At 71.6% G+C, this 18211-nt stretch carries 15 protein-coding genes and 1 riboswitch; of the genes, 1 reads left to right on the top strand and 14 read right to left on the bottom strand.

The genetic code is table 11. From position 1 onward, the window contains the following. Positions 1-10: 10 nt before the first annotated feature. Genes QE399_RS15015 through QE399_RS15005 form a run of 3 tightly spaced genes read right to left on the bottom strand, consistent with a single transcriptional unit; the run spans position 11 to position 4595 of the window. Complete coding sequence (locus QE399_RS15015) at positions 11-694, bottom strand: OmpA family protein (protein WP_309829816.1); 684 nt, start codon at positions 692-694, stop codon at positions 11-13. Further along, positions 691-3861 carry a DUF802 domain-containing protein gene (locus QE399_RS15010; RefSeq protein ID WP_309829813.1) on the bottom strand — a complete coding sequence of 1057 codons (3171 nt, stop codon included), beginning with the start codon at positions 3859-3861 and terminating at the stop codon, positions 691-693. Before QE399_RS15010 ends, QE399_RS15015 begins: the two co-directional genes overlap by 4 nt. Further along, complete coding sequence (locus tag QE399_RS15005; RefSeq protein WP_309829811.1) at positions 3858-4595, bottom strand: DUF3348 family protein; 738 nt, start codon at positions 4593-4595, stop codon at positions 3858-3860. Before QE399_RS15005 ends, QE399_RS15010 begins: the two co-directional genes overlap by 4 nt. Positions 4596-4815: 220 nt before the next feature. On the opposite strand from QE399_RS15005, the gene QE399_RS15000 reads away from it, so the two are divergent. Next, positions 4816-5601: a GNAT family N-acetyltransferase gene (locus QE399_RS15000; protein WP_309829809.1), complete on the top strand. Its 786-nt coding sequence runs from the start codon at positions 4816-4818 to the stop codon at positions 5599-5601. A gap of 202 nt (positions 5602-5803) precedes the next feature. Here QE399_RS15000 and QE399_RS14995 read toward each other — a convergent pair whose 3' ends face one another. From QE399_RS14995 to QE399_RS14945, 11 genes are all read right to left on the bottom strand, one after another. Continuing rightward, a complete protein-coding gene (locus tag QE399_RS14995; RefSeq protein ID WP_309829807.1) occupies positions 5804-6547 on the bottom strand; it encodes a DUF4198 domain-containing protein in 744 nt (247 codons plus the stop codon). A gap of 38 nt (positions 6548-6585) precedes the next feature. Beyond that, positions 6586-8514, bottom strand: coding sequence for a TonB-dependent receptor (locus QE399_RS14990; protein ID WP_309829805.1), 1929 nt, complete (start codon positions 8512-8514; stop codon positions 6586-6588). A 302-nt stretch (positions 8515-8816) separates the two neighbouring features. Next, positions 8817-9269 (bottom strand): nickel-responsive transcriptional regulator NikR, encoded by a 453-nt coding sequence (gene nikR, locus QE399_RS14985; RefSeq protein ID WP_309829803.1) that lies wholly within the window; start codon positions 9267-9269, stop codon positions 8817-8819. Between the two features lie 65 nt (positions 9270-9334). After that, positions 9335-10282 carry a CysB family HTH-type transcriptional regulator gene (locus QE399_RS14980; RefSeq protein ID WP_309829801.1) on the bottom strand — a complete coding sequence of 316 codons (948 nt, stop codon included), beginning with the start codon at positions 10280-10282 and terminating at the stop codon, positions 9335-9337. Positions 10283-10458: 176 nt separating this feature from the next. Continuing rightward, positions 10459-11469 (bottom strand): FecCD family ABC transporter permease, encoded by a 1011-nt coding sequence (locus QE399_RS14975; RefSeq protein WP_309829799.1) that lies wholly within the window; start codon positions 11467-11469, stop codon positions 10459-10461. Next, the gene (locus tag QE399_RS14970; RefSeq protein WP_309829797.1) at positions 11466-12455 is read right to left on the bottom strand and encodes an ABC transporter substrate-binding protein; all 990 of its coding nucleotides are present in this window, start codon (positions 12453-12455) and stop codon (positions 11466-11468) included. The genes QE399_RS14975 and QE399_RS14970 overlap by 4 nt, the downstream gene beginning before the upstream one ends. Continuing rightward, on the bottom strand, positions 12452-13294 hold the full coding sequence (locus QE399_RS14965) for an ABC transporter ATP-binding protein (RefSeq protein WP_309829796.1): 843 nt from the start codon (positions 13292-13294) through the stop codon (positions 12452-12454). Before QE399_RS14965 ends, QE399_RS14970 begins: the two co-directional genes overlap by 4 nt. A 5-nt stretch (positions 13295-13299) precedes the next feature. Next, complete coding sequence (locus QE399_RS14960; protein WP_309829794.1) at positions 13300-15510, bottom strand: TonB-dependent receptor; 2211 nt, start codon at positions 15508-15510, stop codon at positions 13300-13302. 78 nt (positions 15511-15588) lie between these two features. After that, positions 15589-15838, bottom strand: a riboswitch (cobalamin riboswitch). Between the two features lie 142 nt (positions 15839-15980). Further along, positions 15981-16196, bottom strand: coding sequence for a TOBE domain-containing protein (locus QE399_RS14955; RefSeq protein WP_309829792.1), 216 nt, complete (start codon positions 16194-16196; stop codon positions 15981-15983). 82 nt (positions 16197-16278) lie between these two features. Next, complete coding sequence (locus QE399_RS14950) at positions 16279-17094, bottom strand: ATP-binding cassette domain-containing protein (RefSeq protein ID WP_309829791.1); 816 nt, start codon at positions 17092-17094, stop codon at positions 16279-16281. Positions 17095-17098: 4 nt separating this feature from the next. Further along, positions 17099-18055 (bottom strand): aliphatic sulfonate ABC transporter substrate-binding protein, encoded by a 957-nt coding sequence (locus QE399_RS14945; protein ID WP_309829789.1) that lies wholly within the window; start codon positions 18053-18055, stop codon positions 17099-17101. Between the last annotated feature and the right edge of the window lie 156 nt (positions 18056-18211).

The raw sequence follows: 18211 nt of genomic DNA, 5'->3' as shown, positions 1-18211 counted from the left end.
TTCGGTCGGGTCAGGGCTTGGGGCCGGCCGCAGCGGCGTCGGTGCGGGCCGGTCGCGGCATGGGCGCCATTTCCACGCGGCGGTTGCGCGCGCGGCCGGCCGCGTCGGCATTGGAGGCCACGGCCTGCCCGGAGCCGAAGGCCGCTGCGAACACGTCGGAGGCGGCCACGCCTTCCTCGATCAACGCGCGGGTCACGGTCAGCGAGCGCTGGGCCGACAGCTCCCAGTTGTCCGCGAAGCGGTTGCCCTCGCGCATTTGCTGGTCGTCGGTGAAGCCGCTCACCATCAGGATCTCGCCGCGCGACTGCAGGTAGCGCGCCAGGGGCTGCGCCAGGCTGCGCAGCAGCTGACGGCCTTCGGGCTGCAGCTCGTTGGAGTTGACGGCGAACAGCACGCTGCCGCTGATGCCGATGCGCCCGTCCGTCAGCGTGACACGCCCGCCCGCGAGCGGGCCGGCCAGGGCCTGCTCCAGGCTTTGCAAGCGCTGGGCCTGCGCCGCGCGCTGCTGCTGTTCGGTCTTGAGCCGGTCCGCCAGGTCCATCTGCATGCCCAGCGCGGCCACCAGCAGCAGCGCGAACGCGCCCAGCACGCTGGCCATCAGGTCGCCGAAGACCGCCCACACGGGCACGCCCGCCTCCAGCCCGCCGTCCAGTTCGTCGTGCCCCAGGGCGGCGCCGTCCGTCGTCGTGCTCATGCTGCGTCAGCCGGTACGGCAGAGGCCGTGGCCGCGCGCTGGCCGGCGGCCACGCTCTGCAGCCCGTCCATGACCTGCTTTTGCGCGCCCACGCTCAGCTCGATCACCTCGCGCGCCTGGGCCACGTAGTAGTCGAGCTGTTCGTCGCTGCGCGACATCGACTTGGCCAGCGCGGCCTCGATGCGCTGCAGCTGCGCCACCAGCTGCTCGTTGGATTGGCCGAAGTGCTGTACCGCCGCGCCGAAGGCCTCGCCCAGGCTGGCGACCTCGACCGCGCCGCCGGTGAGCTGGGCGGCCACGCCGTCCATGCGCTCGGTCTGGGCCTGCAGCGTCTCGGCAAAGCGGCCGCTAGCGCGCTCCATCAGATCGGAGGTGGTGGACACCAGGGCGTCGATGGCGCCGCGCTGCTCGGCCGATGCATGGTTCACCGCGTCCAGCAGGGTGGACAGCGTCTCCAGGATGCGGCTGCGCTCCTCCAGCATGGCGTTGTCGCGCGCCATGCTGTCGGCCAGCTTCTGGCGCAGCTCGCCGATGACCTCGGCCGCGGCGCGTGGCGCCTCGGAGGCCGCCTGCACCAGCGTGCCGATCTCGCCCAGCGTGCGCTGGGCGTGCGTGTCCAGCGCCTGCGTGATGCCGGCGGTGGCCTCTGCCAGCGCCGCGCTGGCGGCCTGCCACTGCGCGCCGGTTTGCGCACCGGCCTGCTGCCATTCATCGCGCAGCGCGGCCTGCAGGGTCTGCAGCGACTGCGTCCACGCGGCCTGGCGGGCTGCGTCCTGCGTGCTGCGCTCCTCCAGCCGGGCCAGCCACTGCGCGGCCTGTTCGCCGTTGCGGGTAGCGAGGTCGGCCGTGGTGCGTTCCAGGGCGGCGCCCACCTGCTGCCAATGGCCGGCAGCCTGCTCCTGCGCGGTCTGCCAGCCCTGCTGCAGCGACTGGTCCAGGCCTTGCAGCGAGGCCGTCCAGGCGGCCTGCCGCGCTTCGTCCTGCGCAACCCGCTGGTCGATGCGGTCGAGCAACTGCGCGGCCTGCTCGGCCGTGCGGGTCGTGATCTCGCCGGCCGTGGTGCCCAGCAGCTCGCCCAGCTGGTGCCACTGGCCGGTGGAGGTGGCTTGCGCGGCCTGCCATTCTTCGCGCAGGGCCACGGCCACCTGCTGCAGGGACTGCGTCCAGGCGGTCTGGCGCGCCTCGTCCTGCGCCGCGCGCTCGTCGATCTGCGCCAGCAGGCGCGTGGCCTGTTCTGCCGTGCGCGCCGTGATGTCCTGCGCCGTAGCGCCCAGGACCTCGCCCAGCTGGTGCCATTGGCCGGTGGACGTGGCCTGCGCCGCCTGCCACTCCTCGCGCAGGGCCACGGCGACTTGCTGCAGGGACTGCGTCCAGGCGGTCTGGCGCGCCTCGTCCTGCACCGCGCGCTCGTCGATCTGGGCCAGCAGGCGCGTGGCCTGTTCGGCCGAGCGGGCCGTGATGTCCTGCGCCGTAGCGCCCAGGACCTCGCCCAGCTGGTGCCATTGGCCCGTGGACGTGGCCTGCGCCGCCTGCCACTCCTCGCGCAGCGTGGCGGCCACGGCCTGCAGCGACTGGGTCCAGGCGGCCTGGCGGGCTTCATCCTGGGCCGCGCGCTGTTCGATGGATTGCAGCAGCCGCTCGGCCTGCTCGGCGCTGCGGGCCGCCACGTCGGCGGCGGTGCGGTCCAGGGCCGCGCCGGCCTGCGTCCACTGCGCAGCCGACCGCGTCTGGGCGTCCTGCCATCCTTGCTGCAGGGTATCGGCCACCTGCTGCAGCGACTGCGTCCACGCCGCCTGGCGGGCGGCGTCCTGCGCGGCCAGTTCAGAGTGCAGGCGGGTGTGCGCCTCCTGCACCGTGACTTGGAGCGCACCGGCCTGGCCCGCAAGCCGCTCGGCAGCGGTGGTCAGGGCCTGTTCGTTGCGCTCGGCCAGTGCGGTGCCGGCCTGGGCCTGCTGCGCCAGGGCCTCGCCCCAGCGCGCGGAAAGCGCCTCGGACTGGCGGGCCAGGCGGTCGGCCAGGCCTTCCGCCAGCGCCGTGCTGCGCGCGTCGAAGGTCTGCGTGAATTCGCCCAGCGCATGGCGCAGGGCCTGGGTGGATTGCTCGCTGGTGCGCTCGTGTTCGGCCAGGGCACCCGTCCACTGCGCGCTGACAGCGGCCGTGGCGGTACCGAACTGTTCGGCGATGCCATCGAGCTGACGGCGTACCTGGTCGGCCAAGGCGGTCTGCAGCTGCGCGCTCTCGCGTCCCAGGCCGGCCAGCGTGGCCTCCACGGCGGGCTGCAGCGCAGCGCCGGCCAGGCGGGCGCTCTCCGTCGCGCTCTGCGTCAGCGTGCGTTCCACCGCGGCGGCCAGGCCCGTGTAGGCGGCTTCGGTCTCGCGGTAGAAGCGGGCCTGGTCGGCCTGCAAGCGCTCGGCCAGGTCGGCCTGCTGGCGTTTCAGCGCGGCCATGCTGGCGGTGATGCGGTCCACCAGCTGCGGCATGAGGCCGGCCTGCTGCTCCAGCAGGCGCAGCGAGCTTTCGCGCTGGTGCACGGGGGTGAAGGGGCGCAGGGCGGTGGCCAACGCGCCGTCCAGCCGCTGGGCGACCAGCAGCCGCTCGCGCCGGCACAGCGCCGCCATCAGGCCCAGCATGGCCGAGGCAGCCACGCCGGCCACCGAGGTGCCGAAGGCCAGGCCCAGCCCGCGCACGGGGGCGGACAGCGCATCGCGGATGGCGCCCAGGCCGTCGGCTCCGGACAACGCGGCGCCCGTGCCGTCCAGCGTAACCACCATGCCCAGGAAGGTGCCCACCATGCCCAGCAGCACGAGCAGACCGGTCAGGTACGAGGCCAGCACCGGCGCCGGCAGCCCGGCGCGCGTGCCTTCGATGCGCTGGCGCACGGCATCGCGCAGGCCGTCAGGCAGCGGCGCCAGCCAGCCGTCGATGCGCTCCAGGGTGGGCGGCAGGCTCTGCAGCGCCTGTGCCAAGGCCCGCGTGTCGCGGCGGTAGCGCCACAGCTCGACCGCGCCCAGCAGATAGAAGGCGGCGATCAGCACCGTGATGGACAGGGCCAGCGCATGGCCGCTGCGGTAGCCCGCGCCCACCCAGGCCACCGTGGCCAGCCCGGCCGCAAACGCCGCTGCCGTGGCCGCCGCGGGGGCAGCCGTCGAAAAGATCTTTGTGCTCATGAACCACCCAGGGGTTGGTGTGGGCGCAGGGCAGACAGCAGCCCCTGCACCGGTTGCAATCGAAGTTCCAGCTCGGCCAGCAGAACGGCCTGCAGGTCGTGGCGGAAGAGGTCGCGGCGCGCCTCGGCATCGGCATCGTCGGGCGCGCCCGCGGCGTCGGGCGCCTGCCCGGCCTCGCACAGGCGGGCGAAGTGGCGCCCCAGCATCGCGGGCACGGTGGCCAGCAGGCGGCGCTCCTGCAGCGCCAGCACCTCGGCCATCACGGCGTCGATGGCGGCCAGCCGCGCGGCCTCGCCCGGACATTGCGCCACCGCCAGCCGCACGCGTTCGCGCAGCGGGCCGACGGCGCTCTCTATGGCCTGCTGCCGCGCCTGGTGGCAATGCCGGAACGGCGTGAAGCCCATGCCCGACTCCAGCGGCCCGCGGCCTGCGGCCGCCACCTCGCGGGCGATGGCCTGGGCCTGCTGGGCGCGCACGCGCTCCAGCTCCGCCTGTTCCTCGGCATGGCGGCCGCACGCCCCGGCCGGGCCGGGCGCGGCTGCGCCCACGGTCAGCGGGCGGTCGAGCGCCTTGGACAGTGCGATGGACTCGGTCCAGCCCGTCCACTGGTTCAGGGCATCGGCAAAGGACATGCGGGTATCCCGCCCCCGCTGTTGCGGGTCGATGAGCCCCGCCAGCAGGCGGACGAGTGTGGAGCCGGTCAGATGGGAAGTGCGCTCAGGTCGCGTTGCCATGGAGCGTGCGTGGCCGGTTCGGAAAAAACCGCGCAGTCTACACGGCCGGCCGGCGCCTTCCGGGTGGGTGCGGTTACAGATGGCCGCCCGCCCGGCCACTCACCCGGCCGCCCTCCCCGCTGCTTTGCCGCGCCGGGCAGGCCCCGGAGCGCGCCCGCAGACCGCCCGGGCCATGCTCCAATGGCTACAAGCCTTTACAAAACCGCTGCCGCCGATCGCCATGAAGCCCTGCCCGCTCCCGCCGGATGCGCCGCCGTCCGACCCGTCGCTGAAGGCGCGCATCCTCGCCATCGAAACCCGCGCCTTCCACGCCTGGCCGGCGCTGGAGGACGTGCGCCATGGCGGCTGGCTGCTGCGCCGGGCCGCCGGCTTCACCAAGCGCGCCAACTCGGCCAACGCGGCGGCTCTGCAGGCGCCGTTCGAGGGCGTACAGGCAGCGGCAGAGGCGTTCTACGCCCGCCACGGACTGCCGGTCGTCTTCCGGCTCACGCCGCTGGCCCCGCCCGAGGCCGACGCGCAACTGCAGGCCGCGGGCTACCGGTGCTTCGATCCGTCGCACGTGCTGACCTGTGCGCTGGACACGGGCCCGCCCGCGCCAGATGCCGCAGCGGTGGACATCGCACCACAGCCCTCGCCCGCCTGGCTGGACGGCTTCGCGGCCGCCAACGGCGTGCCCGCGCAGCACCAGGCCGTGCACCACGCGATGGTGCGCGCCATCGCCGCGCCGGCCGGCTTCGCCACGCTGCGGCGGGACGGCGCGGCCATCGGCTTCGGGCTGGCCGTGGTGGAGGATGGCGCCGCCGGCCTGTTCGACATCGTGATCGACCCGGCCCACCGCCGCCAGGGCCACGGTGCGGCGCTGGTGCGCAGCCTGTTGCACTGGAGCCGCGACGCGGGCGCCCGCTGGGCCTATCTGCAGGTGCGCGCGCAGAACCCGGCCGCACTGGCGCTGTACGAGGGGCTGGGCTTCAAGCTGCTGTACCGCTACCACTACCGGGTGCCATAGTTCAAAAACCATAGCGGCATGCGCTTTAACCAAGCCGGTTTCAAAGCCATTTCCCATTGAAACCCAATGGGTAACAGCGCATCCAGCTCACCTATCGATAGCGCATTTCGCCCGCAAAGGCTGTGGCGCCGGCCGGACGGCCCGAGCGAAACGGCCCTGCGCACCGGCGGACTCGCCATCCACATCCGACCACAGTGCCCCATCAGTGCGCCGGAAACGCCAGCAGGTACTCGTAGCTCAAGCTGGTGGTGCGCGGGTCGCCCGTGACCGGCATGCGGCGGATGGCCAGCAGCTGGTTGGCGCCCGCAACGGGGATGACCGTGGCGGTGCCGTCGGCGGCGGTGGTGACGGGCGCGCCCTTTTCCCCCAGCGACAGGCGGATGCCTTCGATGGGCTTGCCATCGAACAGCACCTGCACCCGCAGCGGCTGCCCTGCGTGTGGCGTCTCGTGCACCAGCGGCACGATCTCGAACGGCTGGCCCAGCGGCTTCTTGGCGATCACGCCCCACTGGATGATGGTCTTGTGGTACTTGACCGCATGCACGCCATAGGTGGCGCCGGGGTTCTCGGTCATCGGCTTGTTCACCATGGCGCCGCCCTCTCCCACCTTGCTGAAGAAGCCGTTGTCGAAGTGCGCGGCCAGCATCGCGGCCTGCTGGGCGGGCAGCACGCGCACGCCGCCGTTCTGCGGCGTCAGCGTGACGGGGATCGGGCGGCCGCGCCGGTCGAAGGCCTCCACACTTGTCAGCTTGGCGGCATCGAAGGCTTCCAGCTGGCCTTCGTGCCCACCGAACTGCACGGTGTAGCCGCCGCCGGCATCGGCTTCCAGCCAGACGTTGTGGGCCAGCGCGGCGGGTGCGTGCAAGGCGGCGGCAGCGACGGCGAGCGCCGCCAGGGAGGTGCTGCGGGCGGTACACGCCCAGCGGTTCAAAAGAGAAAAGGACATGTGCGAATGGGACGGATGGGTGAAAGAAACGAGGACCGTCAGAACTGCGCCTGCACGCCCAGCTTGACGGTGCGCGGCGCGCCCGGCGCGAACAGCTGCGTGCCGCCGATGACGGAGGCCGACGTGGCATATGCCTTGCCGGAGAGGTTGGCGACCGTGGCGTAGACGCGATAGCGTGTGGCGGGCGGCGTGTAGTTCACGCCCACGTCCCAGGTGGCGTAGCCGCCGTCATTCACGCTGTTGTCGGCATTGACGGCGTAGCGGCCCACGCGGCGCCAGGTCACCGTGCCCTCCCAGTCGGCCACCGGCCGCCACGCGGCGCCCACCGTGGCGGTGTAGCGCGGCACGCCGGCCACCTGCTTGCCGACGAGCGCGGCGCTGCCGTTCTCGGTCACGCGGGAATGGGCGCCGCCGTAGGTGAGCGACAGGTCCACGCTGCGCGCCACGGACCACAGCGCACTTGCCTCCACGCCGGTGCGGCGGGTGGAACCGTAGTTTTCGTACACGCCGGGCGCGACGGTGCGGATCTCGTCCGTGGAGGTCAGGCGGTAGGCGGCGATGTCCAGCACCACGCCCTGCGCCGGCCGGATCTGCGCCCCGATCTCGGTCTGGCGGAAGATATTGGGGTCGAGCCGGTCCGCGCCCAGCGCGTACTTGGCGAAGGTGCTGGGCAGCGCAAAGCCCTCCGACCAGCTTGCACGCAGCAGCAGGCCCGGCAGCACCTGGGAGCGCACGCCCAGCTTGGGGCTGGTGTGCTGGGCCTTTGCCAGGGGGCCGCAGGGGTCGGTACCGGTCTCGGGGCCGTTCAGGCGGCAGTCGCCCGTGAAGCGGTCCCAGCGCAGGCCGGCCGACGGCTGGAACAGCGGGTGCACGGGCGCATCCACCTCGGCGAAGGCCGACAGGCTGTTGAGCCGGGGATTACGGTCATTGCCGGCGGGCGCGGTGCGCACGCGGTTGGCAAGGCCGTCATAGAACCCGTAGTCGGTGGATTCGCGGAAGGTTTCCACGCCCGCCACCCAGTTCAGCGGCGTGAGCGCCGTGGTGCTGCGCCCGTTCAGGCTGGTGCCGGCGCCGTACACCGTGCGGTCGTAGGTTTCCTCGCGCTGGCGCCAGGCACCGCCGCCCACGGGCCGGCTGAACCAGCGGGTGAAGTCCTGCCGCGTGGTGTAGGCGAAGCTGAGCCATTTCACCTCGGGCGCCAGCGCGTACTGCACATCGGCGCGCAGCGTGGCGAAGTGCTTGCTGGCGCCGTCGTTCATGGCGCGCGGGTCCTTGCCGTAGGGATCGGCCGCGAACTGGCTGGCCGTGATGTAGCTGGGCGAGTCGCCGTCCGCCTCGTGCAGCCGGCCGGACAGGGCGACTTCCAGCCCGGGCGTGACCTGCTTGCTCCAGCGCCCGGCCAGCGTGGACCGGCGGGCATCGGACTGCGGGCGGAACCCTTCGGTGCGCGCATGCTGGGCCGCCAAGTTCAGCGATTCGCCCTCGCCCAGCTCGAACCCCAGCGCGGCCTGCGCGTCCAGCGTGCGGTGGGATCCCACGCTCACATCCACGTCCTTGTAGGCGCCATGCTTGCGCGTCTCCACCGCGATCAGGCCGGCGCGGTTGAAGTTGCCGTAGAGCGCAGACACCGGGCCCTTGAACACCGTGAAGCGGTCGATTTCCAGCGGCACGATGACGTTGAAGTCCACATAGCCGTCGGCGTGCGACATCGCCTCGTTCAGCGGAATGCCGTCCAGCACCACGCCCACATCGCCGCCGTGGCCGCCGCCGCCGAAGCCGCGCATGACGATGGCATTGCCCACGCCGGAGAGCTGGTAGTCCTGCACGTTCATGCCGGGGACCTTGCGCAGCAGCTCTTCGGGCTTGCTGATGTGCTGATCCTGGATCTCCTGCTGTTCGAAGGTGCTGGTCGAATACGACGCGGCCGCGCCGCGCACCGTCTGGCCCTTCACCTCGACTGCACCCATGCTGGGCACCGGCAGCTCCACACTGGCGCCTTGCGCACCCACATGGCCCATACAAACGCACAGCGCACTGGCAAGCGCCAGGGGCCGCACAGACAGGCCGCGCCCCAGGCGGGTGCGGAGAAGACGGGCCGAGAAGGGAGATAGAAGAGAAAGAGTGAACATGCAGCGGCTTTTTTGCGTATGAAAAAAAAAGCAAACTGCATACCAAGACAGGCACCGCGGCCTACGCCCAATGGCGTATGCGGCGGCCGCCTGTGGTGCGCGCCGCCGCAATCGCGAACGTCAACCGCGGAGCGTGAGCGTCAGCCGTGGGTATGGGAATGGCCGTGCCCGGCCGGGGCGCCATGGGCCGTGGCGCTCACCATCACCACATTGAGCTGCCCGTGGTGCACGCCGCGCTCGGCCATGAGGCGGTCGGCGAAGCGGCGCACCTCGCTGGCCGGGCCCTTGAGCAGCACGGTCTCGATGCATTGATCGTAGTCCAGGTGCACGTGCGTGGTGGCCAGCGTGAGCGCGTGGTGGTCGTGCTGCAGGCGCGCCAGCCGGTCGGACAGCTCGCGCTCGTGGTGGTTGTAGACGTACGAGAGATTGGCCACGCAGGGGCCTTCGGCGTCGCGGCCCTCGCGCAGGCGGGCCAGGTGCACGCGCAGCACGTCGCGCACGGCCTCCGAGCGGTTGCCATAGCCGCGCTCGGCGATCAGGTGGTCGAACTCGTGCGCCAGATCGTCGTCCAGCGAAATGGTGAAGCGTTCCATGCGGCGCATTGTGGCCGCAGAACCGGCACCCAGCACCGGTGCAAGACGCGGAAAGCTGCGATCGCTCAGCCGCCGTCCAGCGGCGTGGACGGCGAAGCCATGGCCTTCTCGACCACCTCGCGCGTGAGCGTGGGCACGAAGCTTTCGATGAAGCGGTAGGCATAGCCGCGCAGCCAGCTGCCGCGGCGTAGCGCGAGGCGTGTGAGGTTCACCTCGAACAGGTGCCGCGCATCCAGCATGCGCAGGTGCCGGTCGCGCTCCGCATCCACGGCGATGGACGCGACGATGCCCACGCCCATGCCCAGTTCCACATAGGTCTTGATCACGTCGGCATCCATGGCCGTGAGCACCACCTCGGGCGCCAGCCCTTCGCGCGCGAAGGCTTCGTCGATGTGCGCCCGGCCGGTGTAGCCCAGCTCGTACGTGATGATGGGAAAGCGCGCCAGCTGCTCCAGCGTGACGGGCTCCGGCAGGTCGAGCAGCGGATGCTCCGGCGGCACCACGATGCTGTGCGACCAGCGGTAGCACGGCAGCGTCACCAGGCCGTCGTAGCCGGACAGCGCCTCGGTCGCCACGCCGATGTCGGCCTCGCCCTTGAGCAGCATCTCGGCCACCTGCCGGGGCGATCCCTGGTGCAGGTGCAGTGCGACCTGCGGGTACAGGCTGCGGAAGTCGCGCACCACGTGCGGCAGCGCATAGCGCGCCTGCGAGTGCGTGGCCGCCACCAGCAGCCGCCCTTGCTCCGCCGCACTGAAGTCGTGCCCCGCACGCCGCAGATTGTCGGCCTCCAGCAGCAGGCGCTCGACGATGGGCAGCAGCGTCTCGCCCGGCGGCGTAAGCCCCGTGAGGCGCTTGCCGGCGCGCACGAAGATCTCCACGCCCAGTTCCTCTTCCAGCTCGCGGATCTGCCTGCTCACGCCAGGCTGCGAGGTGTAGAGCATGGCCGCCACTTCGGTCAGGTTGAAGCCGCAGCGCACGGCCTCGCGCACGGAGCGCAGTTGCTGGAAGTTCATGGCGTCACCTGGCGGCTGGAACGGCGAACCGGGGAGCGTGGGATCAGCGGAGGCATCGGTTTCTGCATAAGTTGCAGCGATCCTAGAAGCCGCGCTTCAAAACGACAAAGAATCAATTTCCATGTCTTCCATCCAAAAAGATCTTTGGACGGCCGCGGCGGGCGAAAAGCAGCGCCTCAGTGCCGACGCAGCAGCAGCATCACGAACACGGCGCCCAGCCCCGCCGTGACGATGCCCACCGGGAGCTCCTGCGCGCCCAGCAGCGTGCGGGCCACCACATCGCTGCCTGCCAGCAGCGCCGCCCCCAGCAGGGCCGCCAGCGGCACGAAGCGCGCGTGCAGCGGCCCGGCCAGCCGGCGCGCCAGGTGCGGCACCATGAGCCCGACGAAGCCGATGACGCCGCTCAGCGCCACGCAGCAGGCGGTCGCGATGGCCGCCACCACGAACACGTGGCGCCGCAGGCGCTGCGGCGCCACGCCCAGGCTGTGGGCGGTGTCGTCGCCGGCCAGCAGCGTGTCGAGCGCCCGGTGCCGGCGGGCCACGAAGGCGGCGGCCACCAGCAGGCCGGCCAGCGGCAGCCAGAGGTTGTCCCACCGCGCCAGCCCCAGGCCACCCAGCGACCAGAACACCACGGCATGCGCCGCACGCTGGTCCCCGGCGAAGACCAGCACGTGCGTCACCGCGCCCAGCAGGAAGGAAATGGCCAGGCCGCCCAGCACCATGTGCGCCGGCCCCTGCGTGCCCACGCGGTGCACCAGCAGCAACACCGCGCCGGCGGCCAGCAGCGCCCCGGCGAAGGTGGCCGCCGGCAGCGTCCAGGGACCCAGTGCCTCGCCCGCCCAGCCCAGCACGGCCACCGCCGCGGCAGCCGCGCCGGACGACAGGCCGAAGAGAAACGGGTCCGCCAGGTCGTTGCGCGTGCTGGTCTGCAGCAGCCCGCCCACCACCGCCAGGGCCGCGCCCACCAGCAATGCCAGCAGCAGGCGCGGCAGGCGCAGCTCGCGCACGATGGCCTGGGCCATCTCACCCGGGGCAGGCAGGCCCAGCGCGCCCGCCCAGGGGCCGGCCAGCCCGGCCAGCGCGTCGCGCCAGCCCACCGAGCTGCTCCCCACGCTGAGCGAGGCCACGGCCAGCAGGCCCAGCAGCGCCACGCCGCCCAGGGCGGCCGCCACGGTACGCGCCCTCATGGCGCCGTGCCCCTGAGCGCGCGGGCGATCTTCTCGATCGCTTCGATGTTGGCAGGCCCGGGCGTCAGCTCGGCATAGCGCAGCACGATGTAGCGACGCTCGCGCACGGCCTGCGTGAGCCGCATCGCCGGATGCGCCTCCAGCACGCGGCGCAGGTGCTCGGGCCCCTGCCCGTTCTGGTAGTCCAGCAGCACGACGTACTGCGGATCGCGCTCGGCCACGGCCTCCCACGAGGCGGTGCCCCAGCCCATGGCCAGATCGCCCAGCGCGTTCACGCCGCCCGCGGCCGCGATGAGAGCATGCGGCATGGCGGCGCGGCCTGCCGTGAACGGCTTGTCCTCGCCCGAGTCGTAGACGAACACGCGCGGTGGGCGTGGCAGCGCCGGCTGCGCCGCGGCGCGCACGCGCTCCCGCCAGCCGGCCACCAGCTGCTCGGCCTGTTCGCGCCGGCCGAAGACGGCGCCTAGGCGCAGCACGTCGCCGTAGAGCAGGTCGAGCGTGGCCTCGGGCTTGTCGGCCCGGGTGTGCACGCAGCTCTCGGTCAGCACCAGTGTGGCCACGCCGTGCCGCGCCAGCGTGGCCGGGGTGACGCCGCCGCCCGGCTGCATGCCGTAATACCAGCCGGCGAAGAACAGATCGGGCTGCACCGCCAGCAGGTTTTCCAGTGTGGGGTACTTGGGCGCCAGCTCGGGCACAGGCCCCAGCGCCTTCCAGAAGTCTGCGCTGGACTTGTACCAGCCGGTGATGCCGGTGACGCCCACCAGCTTGGGCTGCAGGCCCAGCGCCATCACCATCTCGGCCATGTTGAGGTCGTGGACCACCAGGCGGCGCGGGGGCGCATCGAAGCGCAGCGGCTCGCCGCAATTGCTCACCTTGACGGGAAAGCCTGGCGTGGCCGTTGCGGCGTTGGCGGCCGCTGCGGCCGCCACCAGGCTTGCGACCAGCCAGGCCGCAGGCCGGTAGAAAGAAGGCAGACGGAACCTCATGCCGACGCCGCCCGCTCGAAGGCCCACAGCGTGCCGCCGTGCCGTGGATGGTGCGCATGCACCAACTCCATGCCGAAGACGGCCGCCACGCGCTCGGTACTCAGCGCCTGGGCCGGCGGGCCATCGGCCACCAGTTGCCCCTGGTGCAGCACCCAGGCGCGGGTGGCGAAGCCCGGCACCAGGCCCAGCTCGTGCAGGGCCGCGATGACGGTGATTCCCAGGCCGCGCACCAGCGCCAGCAGATCGGCGCGTGCCGCCAGGTCGAGGTGGTTGGTGGGCTCGTCCAGCAGCAGCAGCGCGGGCTCCTGCGCCAGGGCCCGCGCCAGGTGCACGCGCTGGCGCTCGCCGCCCGACAGGCTGCCCAGCGTGCGGGCGGCCAGCGCAGTGGCGCTGCAGGTGTGCAATGCGTGCGCCACGGCCTGCGCGTGCTGCGCCCGGCTGGCGCGCTGCTGGTGCGGCAGGCGGCCGAACGCCACATAGTCCTGCACCCGCAGGCCGGGCTCCACCGCATCGCCCTGTCCCAGCAGCGCGACATGGCGCGCGCGCTCGGCGGCGGGCCAGTCCGCCAGGTTCTGGCCCAGCACGCGCACAGCGCCCCGCGTCGGCGCCAGCCGCGCGGCCAGCAACCGCAGCAGCGTGCTCTTGCCCGCACCGTTGGGCCCCACCAGCGCCACGCATTCGCCGGGCTGAACGCTCACGTCGGTGGGCGCCAGCAGCGTGCGGCCGCCCGCCACCTCGAAGGCCGCGCCCTGCAGCTGCAGCACAGCGCCCAGCGCGGGTACCGCGCGGCCTTCCCGCAGGGCTGCAGCAGCGGTGGCAGTGGTGGTGGCCAAGGGCATGTCGGTCAGAGTGTCCAGCGCAGCGCCAGTTCGTAGCTGCGCGGCGCGCCCAGCAGGATCTGGTCGGGGTAGAACGGATCGGCCCAGGCCGCATAGGTGCGGTTGCCCAGGTTGCGGCCGCGCAGGGTGAGCTGCACATCGCGCGCCACGTCCACGGCCAGCGCGGCGTCGAAGACGGTGTAGCCGTTCAGGCGCACGGTGTTGGCATCGCTGTGGAAGCGCTCGCCCACGTGGCGCACCGAGGCCGACACCTGCATGGGCACGCCCGCCATGAAGCGGTAGCCCACCCCGGCATTGGCGACCAGGCGCGGCGCGTTGGGCGGACGGTTGCCGGACAGCGAGGTGCCGTTGCCCAGGTTGTAGCCCTCATACCTCGCGCGGTTGAGCGCCAGGTTGCCCCACAGGCTCCACTGCGCATCCGGCCGCAGGGCCACGGATGCCTCGGCCCCGCGGGATTTCAGCGCCCCCGCCTGCGCGAGCTGCTGACCGCCCTGCGCGGCGTAGACGTTGCGCCGCTCGGTGTCGTAGAAGGCCAGCGTCCATTCGCCGCGCTGCTGCCAGAAGGCCTGCTTGACGCCCACCTCGGCGTTGCGGGTGCGCGTCAGGTCCAGCGGCTGCGTGGCGCCCAACAAAAAGATGTTGTTGGCCGCCACATCGGCCGCCGTGCCGTACTGGCCGTACAGCGTGGTGCCGGGTGCGGCTTCCCAGGTCAGGCCCACACGGCCGGTGGTGGGATTCCAGGTCTTCTCGTACGGGAAGCCCGTGCGCTGCACGCCCGCCGCGTTGGCGGACGACCGCTCCAGCGCGATGCGCTCCTGGCGCAGCCCGCCGATCAGCGCCACCGTGGGCGTGAGGCGCAGGCGGTCTTCCAGCGCCAGCACGGTGTTGCGGATGCGCGTGGTCTGCAGCTGCGTGGTCAGCAGGCCGTAGCGGCCGCGCTGCGGGTCCGCCAGGCTCACGCTGTCGCCCGGGAAGTTGGCCGCGCCGGGCCGGTCCAGGTCGAGGTCGCTGTACTCGAAGGCGGCCACCAGGCGGTTGTCCAGGCCTGCCACGCGCGCGTCCCATTGCCATTCGGTCTTGTTGCCCCAGCTGGTCTGGTCCTGCGCGACGTAGAAGCGCTCGCGGTCCACCAGGCCCGTGCCGGCGTTGAAGGCGGTGATCTCGTTGTTGAGCCACGTCCGGTCGGCCGTGTAGCGCCAGAACTGGGTGCGCAGCACGACGGCATCGCTGGCCTGCCATTCGCCGCCGGCGCGCAGCCAGGTCTCGCGCGCCTCGTTGCGGTTGTCCTGCACGTTGTAGTTGGTGCGCAGGGTGCGGCCATCGATGGCGACCGGCCCCAGGGCGCTGCCGTTGAAGCCGGAGGTGTAGGTGCCTGAGACGATGCCGCCCCGCGGCTGCACGCCCGGCGCGTTGGCCGACACCAGGGGCGTGCCCCAGTAGCTGCTGCCGTCGTCGCGCTTGGCCTCGCCCGCGATGAAGAGCTTGACGCCCGGCGCCGCGCGCCAGTCCAGCCCGCCCGACACGTGCCGGTTGCGCTGCCAGGTGTCGTCCACGAAGCCGTCGCTGTTGGACGCGCTCGCGTCGATGCGGTAATCCAGATCTTGCCAGGCGGTGGTGCCGCCCGAGCCGACCGACAGGCGCCGCTCGCCGAACGAGCCCACGGCCGTGTTCACTTCGGTGCGCACCGGCCCGCGGTGCGGCGCCTTGGTGACGAAGTTGACCGCGCCGCCGGTGGCGCCCTCGCCCGACATGAGCGAGGCCGCGCCCTTGAGGAATTCCACGCGCTCCAGATTGGCCGTGTCCATCACGCGCGAGGTCATGTTGGGCGGGCCGATCTTGATGCCGTTGTACAGCGTGTTGATCTGGCTGTTGGCAAAGCCGCGCATCGAGAAGGCGCTGGGCTCGGCCGGAAAGTCCCCCGCCGTCACGCCGACGGCGGCCTGCGCAGCCTCGGTCACCGTGCGCAGGCCGCGTTCGGCCAGCACCTCGGCCGGCACCACGTCGATGGACGCGGGCGTCTCGCGCACCGTGAGGCCCAGGCGCGATGCGCTGTCGGCCGACTGGTCGAGCGGCGTGGTGGGCGCCGGCGGAGCCGCCCCGGTCACGACGACCGTGGGCAGGGTTTGCGCAGCGGCAGGAAAGGCGGCGGCCAGGGCGAACGCAAGGGGCGCGGGCCAGGCAGGCACGCGCAGCGGCGGAAAGCAGGATGGAATCATCGGATCCACTCAATCACGAAAGTCGCCCGCACCGGCCTCCCCGCCGGCGTATGGGCACACGACGCCCGCGCTGTGTGCGCTGGCGCCACCTCGTTGGCCGGTATCCGGGCTGACGGAACGCCCTCCAAAGCCTTCCCAGGCACCTTGGCAGGCGCCCAGTGGCGTGTGGATGGAGGTGGGCCGCACCAGGGCGACCCGTCCGCTGACCGTTGCGGGGGCAGCGCAGGCTGGGCCTTGCGAACGCGTGCGCGTCCGAGGGCCTTCCTGCTTCCCGTTGAACTGCGGCGGGACGAATGCCGCCGCGAGCACCAACGCTGCCATTCTATGCGCATTAACGCAACGCACTTGCGATAACTAGCGGAATAAAAAAAGGCGGCCCGCGGGCCGCCTTTGGTCGATTACTACATTTTTTATAGCTACATGCGCTTTATCCAAAAGCGCTACAGGCCTTTTTGATCTGAAACCACCGCTCAGAGCTTGGCGATCGACACCTCGGTGGACTTCACCAGCGCCACGACGTCGGAGCCGACGTCCAGGCCCAGTTCGTCCACCGACCGGGTGGTGATGACGGACGTGACGATGCCCCAGGGCGTCTCGACGTCCACTTCGGACACGACGTCGCCGCGGACGATCTCGCGCACCTTGCCCTTGAACTGGTTGCGCACGTTGATGGCTTGGATGGACATGGTTTAACTCCTTTGGAAGTCCGTGGATGGGATGGCAGAAACGGGAAGGGATGGAGCGGGTCGTTCAACAAACAAGGACGGCTCAGACCGCCCAGCGCAGTCCGTGCGCGGGCACGCCGGGCCAGCCGGCGCCGGGTGGCGGCGCGGCATCGGCCGAGGGCTTTTGCAGCACGCGGTCGAGGATGCGTTTTTCGATGGCGGCAAATGCGGCATCGCCCTGCGAGCGCGGGCGGGCCAGCGCGATGCGTTCGTCCAGTGCGATGCGGCCGTCCTCGATGAGGATCACGCGGTCGGCCAAGGCCACCGCCTCCTGCACGTCGTGGGTGACGAGCAAGGCCGTGAAGCGGTGGCGCTGCCACAGGCCTTCGATCAGGCGGTGCATCTCGATGCGGGTGAGCGCGTCGAGCGCGCCCAGGGGCTCGTCCAGCAGCAGCAGGCGCGGCTGGTGCACCAGGGCGCGCGCCAGGGCCACGCGCTGGCGCTGGCCGCCGGACAGGCGCGCCGGCCACTCGTTCTCGCGGTCGGCCAGGCCGACCTGGGCCAGCACCTCGCGGCCGCGTTCGCGCTGCGCCTTGGGCAGGCCCAGCGTCACGTTGTCGAGCACGCGGCGCCAGGGCAGCAGGCGCGCCTCCTGGAACATGATGCGCGTGTCGCCGTGCAAACCGTGGACGGCCTGGCCGTCGGTGTAGAGCGCGCCGCTGCTCGCCTCTTCCAGGCCGGCGACCAGGCGCAGCAAGGTGCTCTTGCCGCAGCCGCTGCGGCCGACGATGGCGATGAACTCGCCGTGCTCCACGGTGAGCTGCGTGTTGCGCAGCACGTCGCGCGCGCCGTAGCGCTTGTGCAGGCCGCGCGCTTCCAGGCGCACGCCGCCGGCTTCAGGGGCAGTGGTGGTACCCATGGCGTCATGCCCCCGTTTTGAACAAGGGCACATCCACGGCGTTCACCTTGCGCGGCAGCAGCTTCTCAGCCAGGAAGGCATCGGCGATCTTCTGCTGCTCGCCCAGGTTGTCCTGCAGCACCGGACGCACGGCATAGCTGCGGCGGCCATTGGCCTGCTCGATGGTGGCAGCGTCCAGGCCCCACACGGGAGCCAGGAGCGCTGCCGCGTCCTTGGGGTGCTGCTTGACCCACTTGCCGGTCTTTTCCAGCTCGGCGTAGACCACCCGCAGCACGTCGGCCCGCGCGTTGGCGAACTTGCTGCTGGCCAGGTAATAGCGCTGGTACGACGCCAGGCCCGTGCCGTCCGCCAGCACGCGGGCACCCGACTGGCGCTGCGCGGCCGAGAGGAACGGATCCCACACCACCCAGGCGTCGATGGCGCCCTTCTCGAACGCCGCGCGGCCATCGGCGGGCGTGAGGTAGGCCGATTGCACATCGGCCAGCGACAGCCCGGCCTTCTCCAGCGCAGCGATGAGCAGGTAATGCGCGCCGGCCGCCTTGGCAAACCCGACCTTCTTGCCCTTCAGATCGGACACGCTCCTGAGCGGCGAATCCGCCTTCACCAGAATGGCCTGGGCCGTGGGCGACGGCGCCTCCTGCGCCACGAAGGTGAGCTGCGCGCCGGCGGCCTGCGCGAACACCGGCACGGTGTCGGCCACGTCGGCGCTGAAGTCCAGGTTGTCGAGGTTGAGCGCCTCCAGTAGCGGCAGCCCGCTGGTGAACTCATGCCAAGTGGGTTTGACGCCCAGCGGTGCCAGCTGCTTTTCCAGCGTGCCCTGGATCTTGAGCACCGCGATCAGCGTGGACGACTTCTGGTAGCCGATGCGAACGGTGGAAGCAGCAGGCTGTGCGGCAGCGATGCCTGTCGCAGCCATGCCAATGGCGGCCAGCGCGGTACGACGATTCAAATGCAAGGTCATATCAGGTCCTGTATTCAGGTCAATGCGTTCAAAAACCGGCGCGGCCCAATGCCAGCGGACGCCGTGGAACTGGCTTCGCCAGGCCACCGGCGTCGTCCCCCTTCCCGACTCGCGCAGCGAGTCGAGAGAAGGGGGAAGGCGCGCAGCGCCTCAGGG

The organism is Paracidovorax wautersii, from assembly GCF_031453675.1.
Classification (GTDB): Bacteria; Pseudomonadota; Gammaproteobacteria; order Burkholderiales; family Burkholderiaceae_C; genus Paracidovorax.
This window is presented reverse-complemented; position numbering and strand designations above follow the sequence as displayed.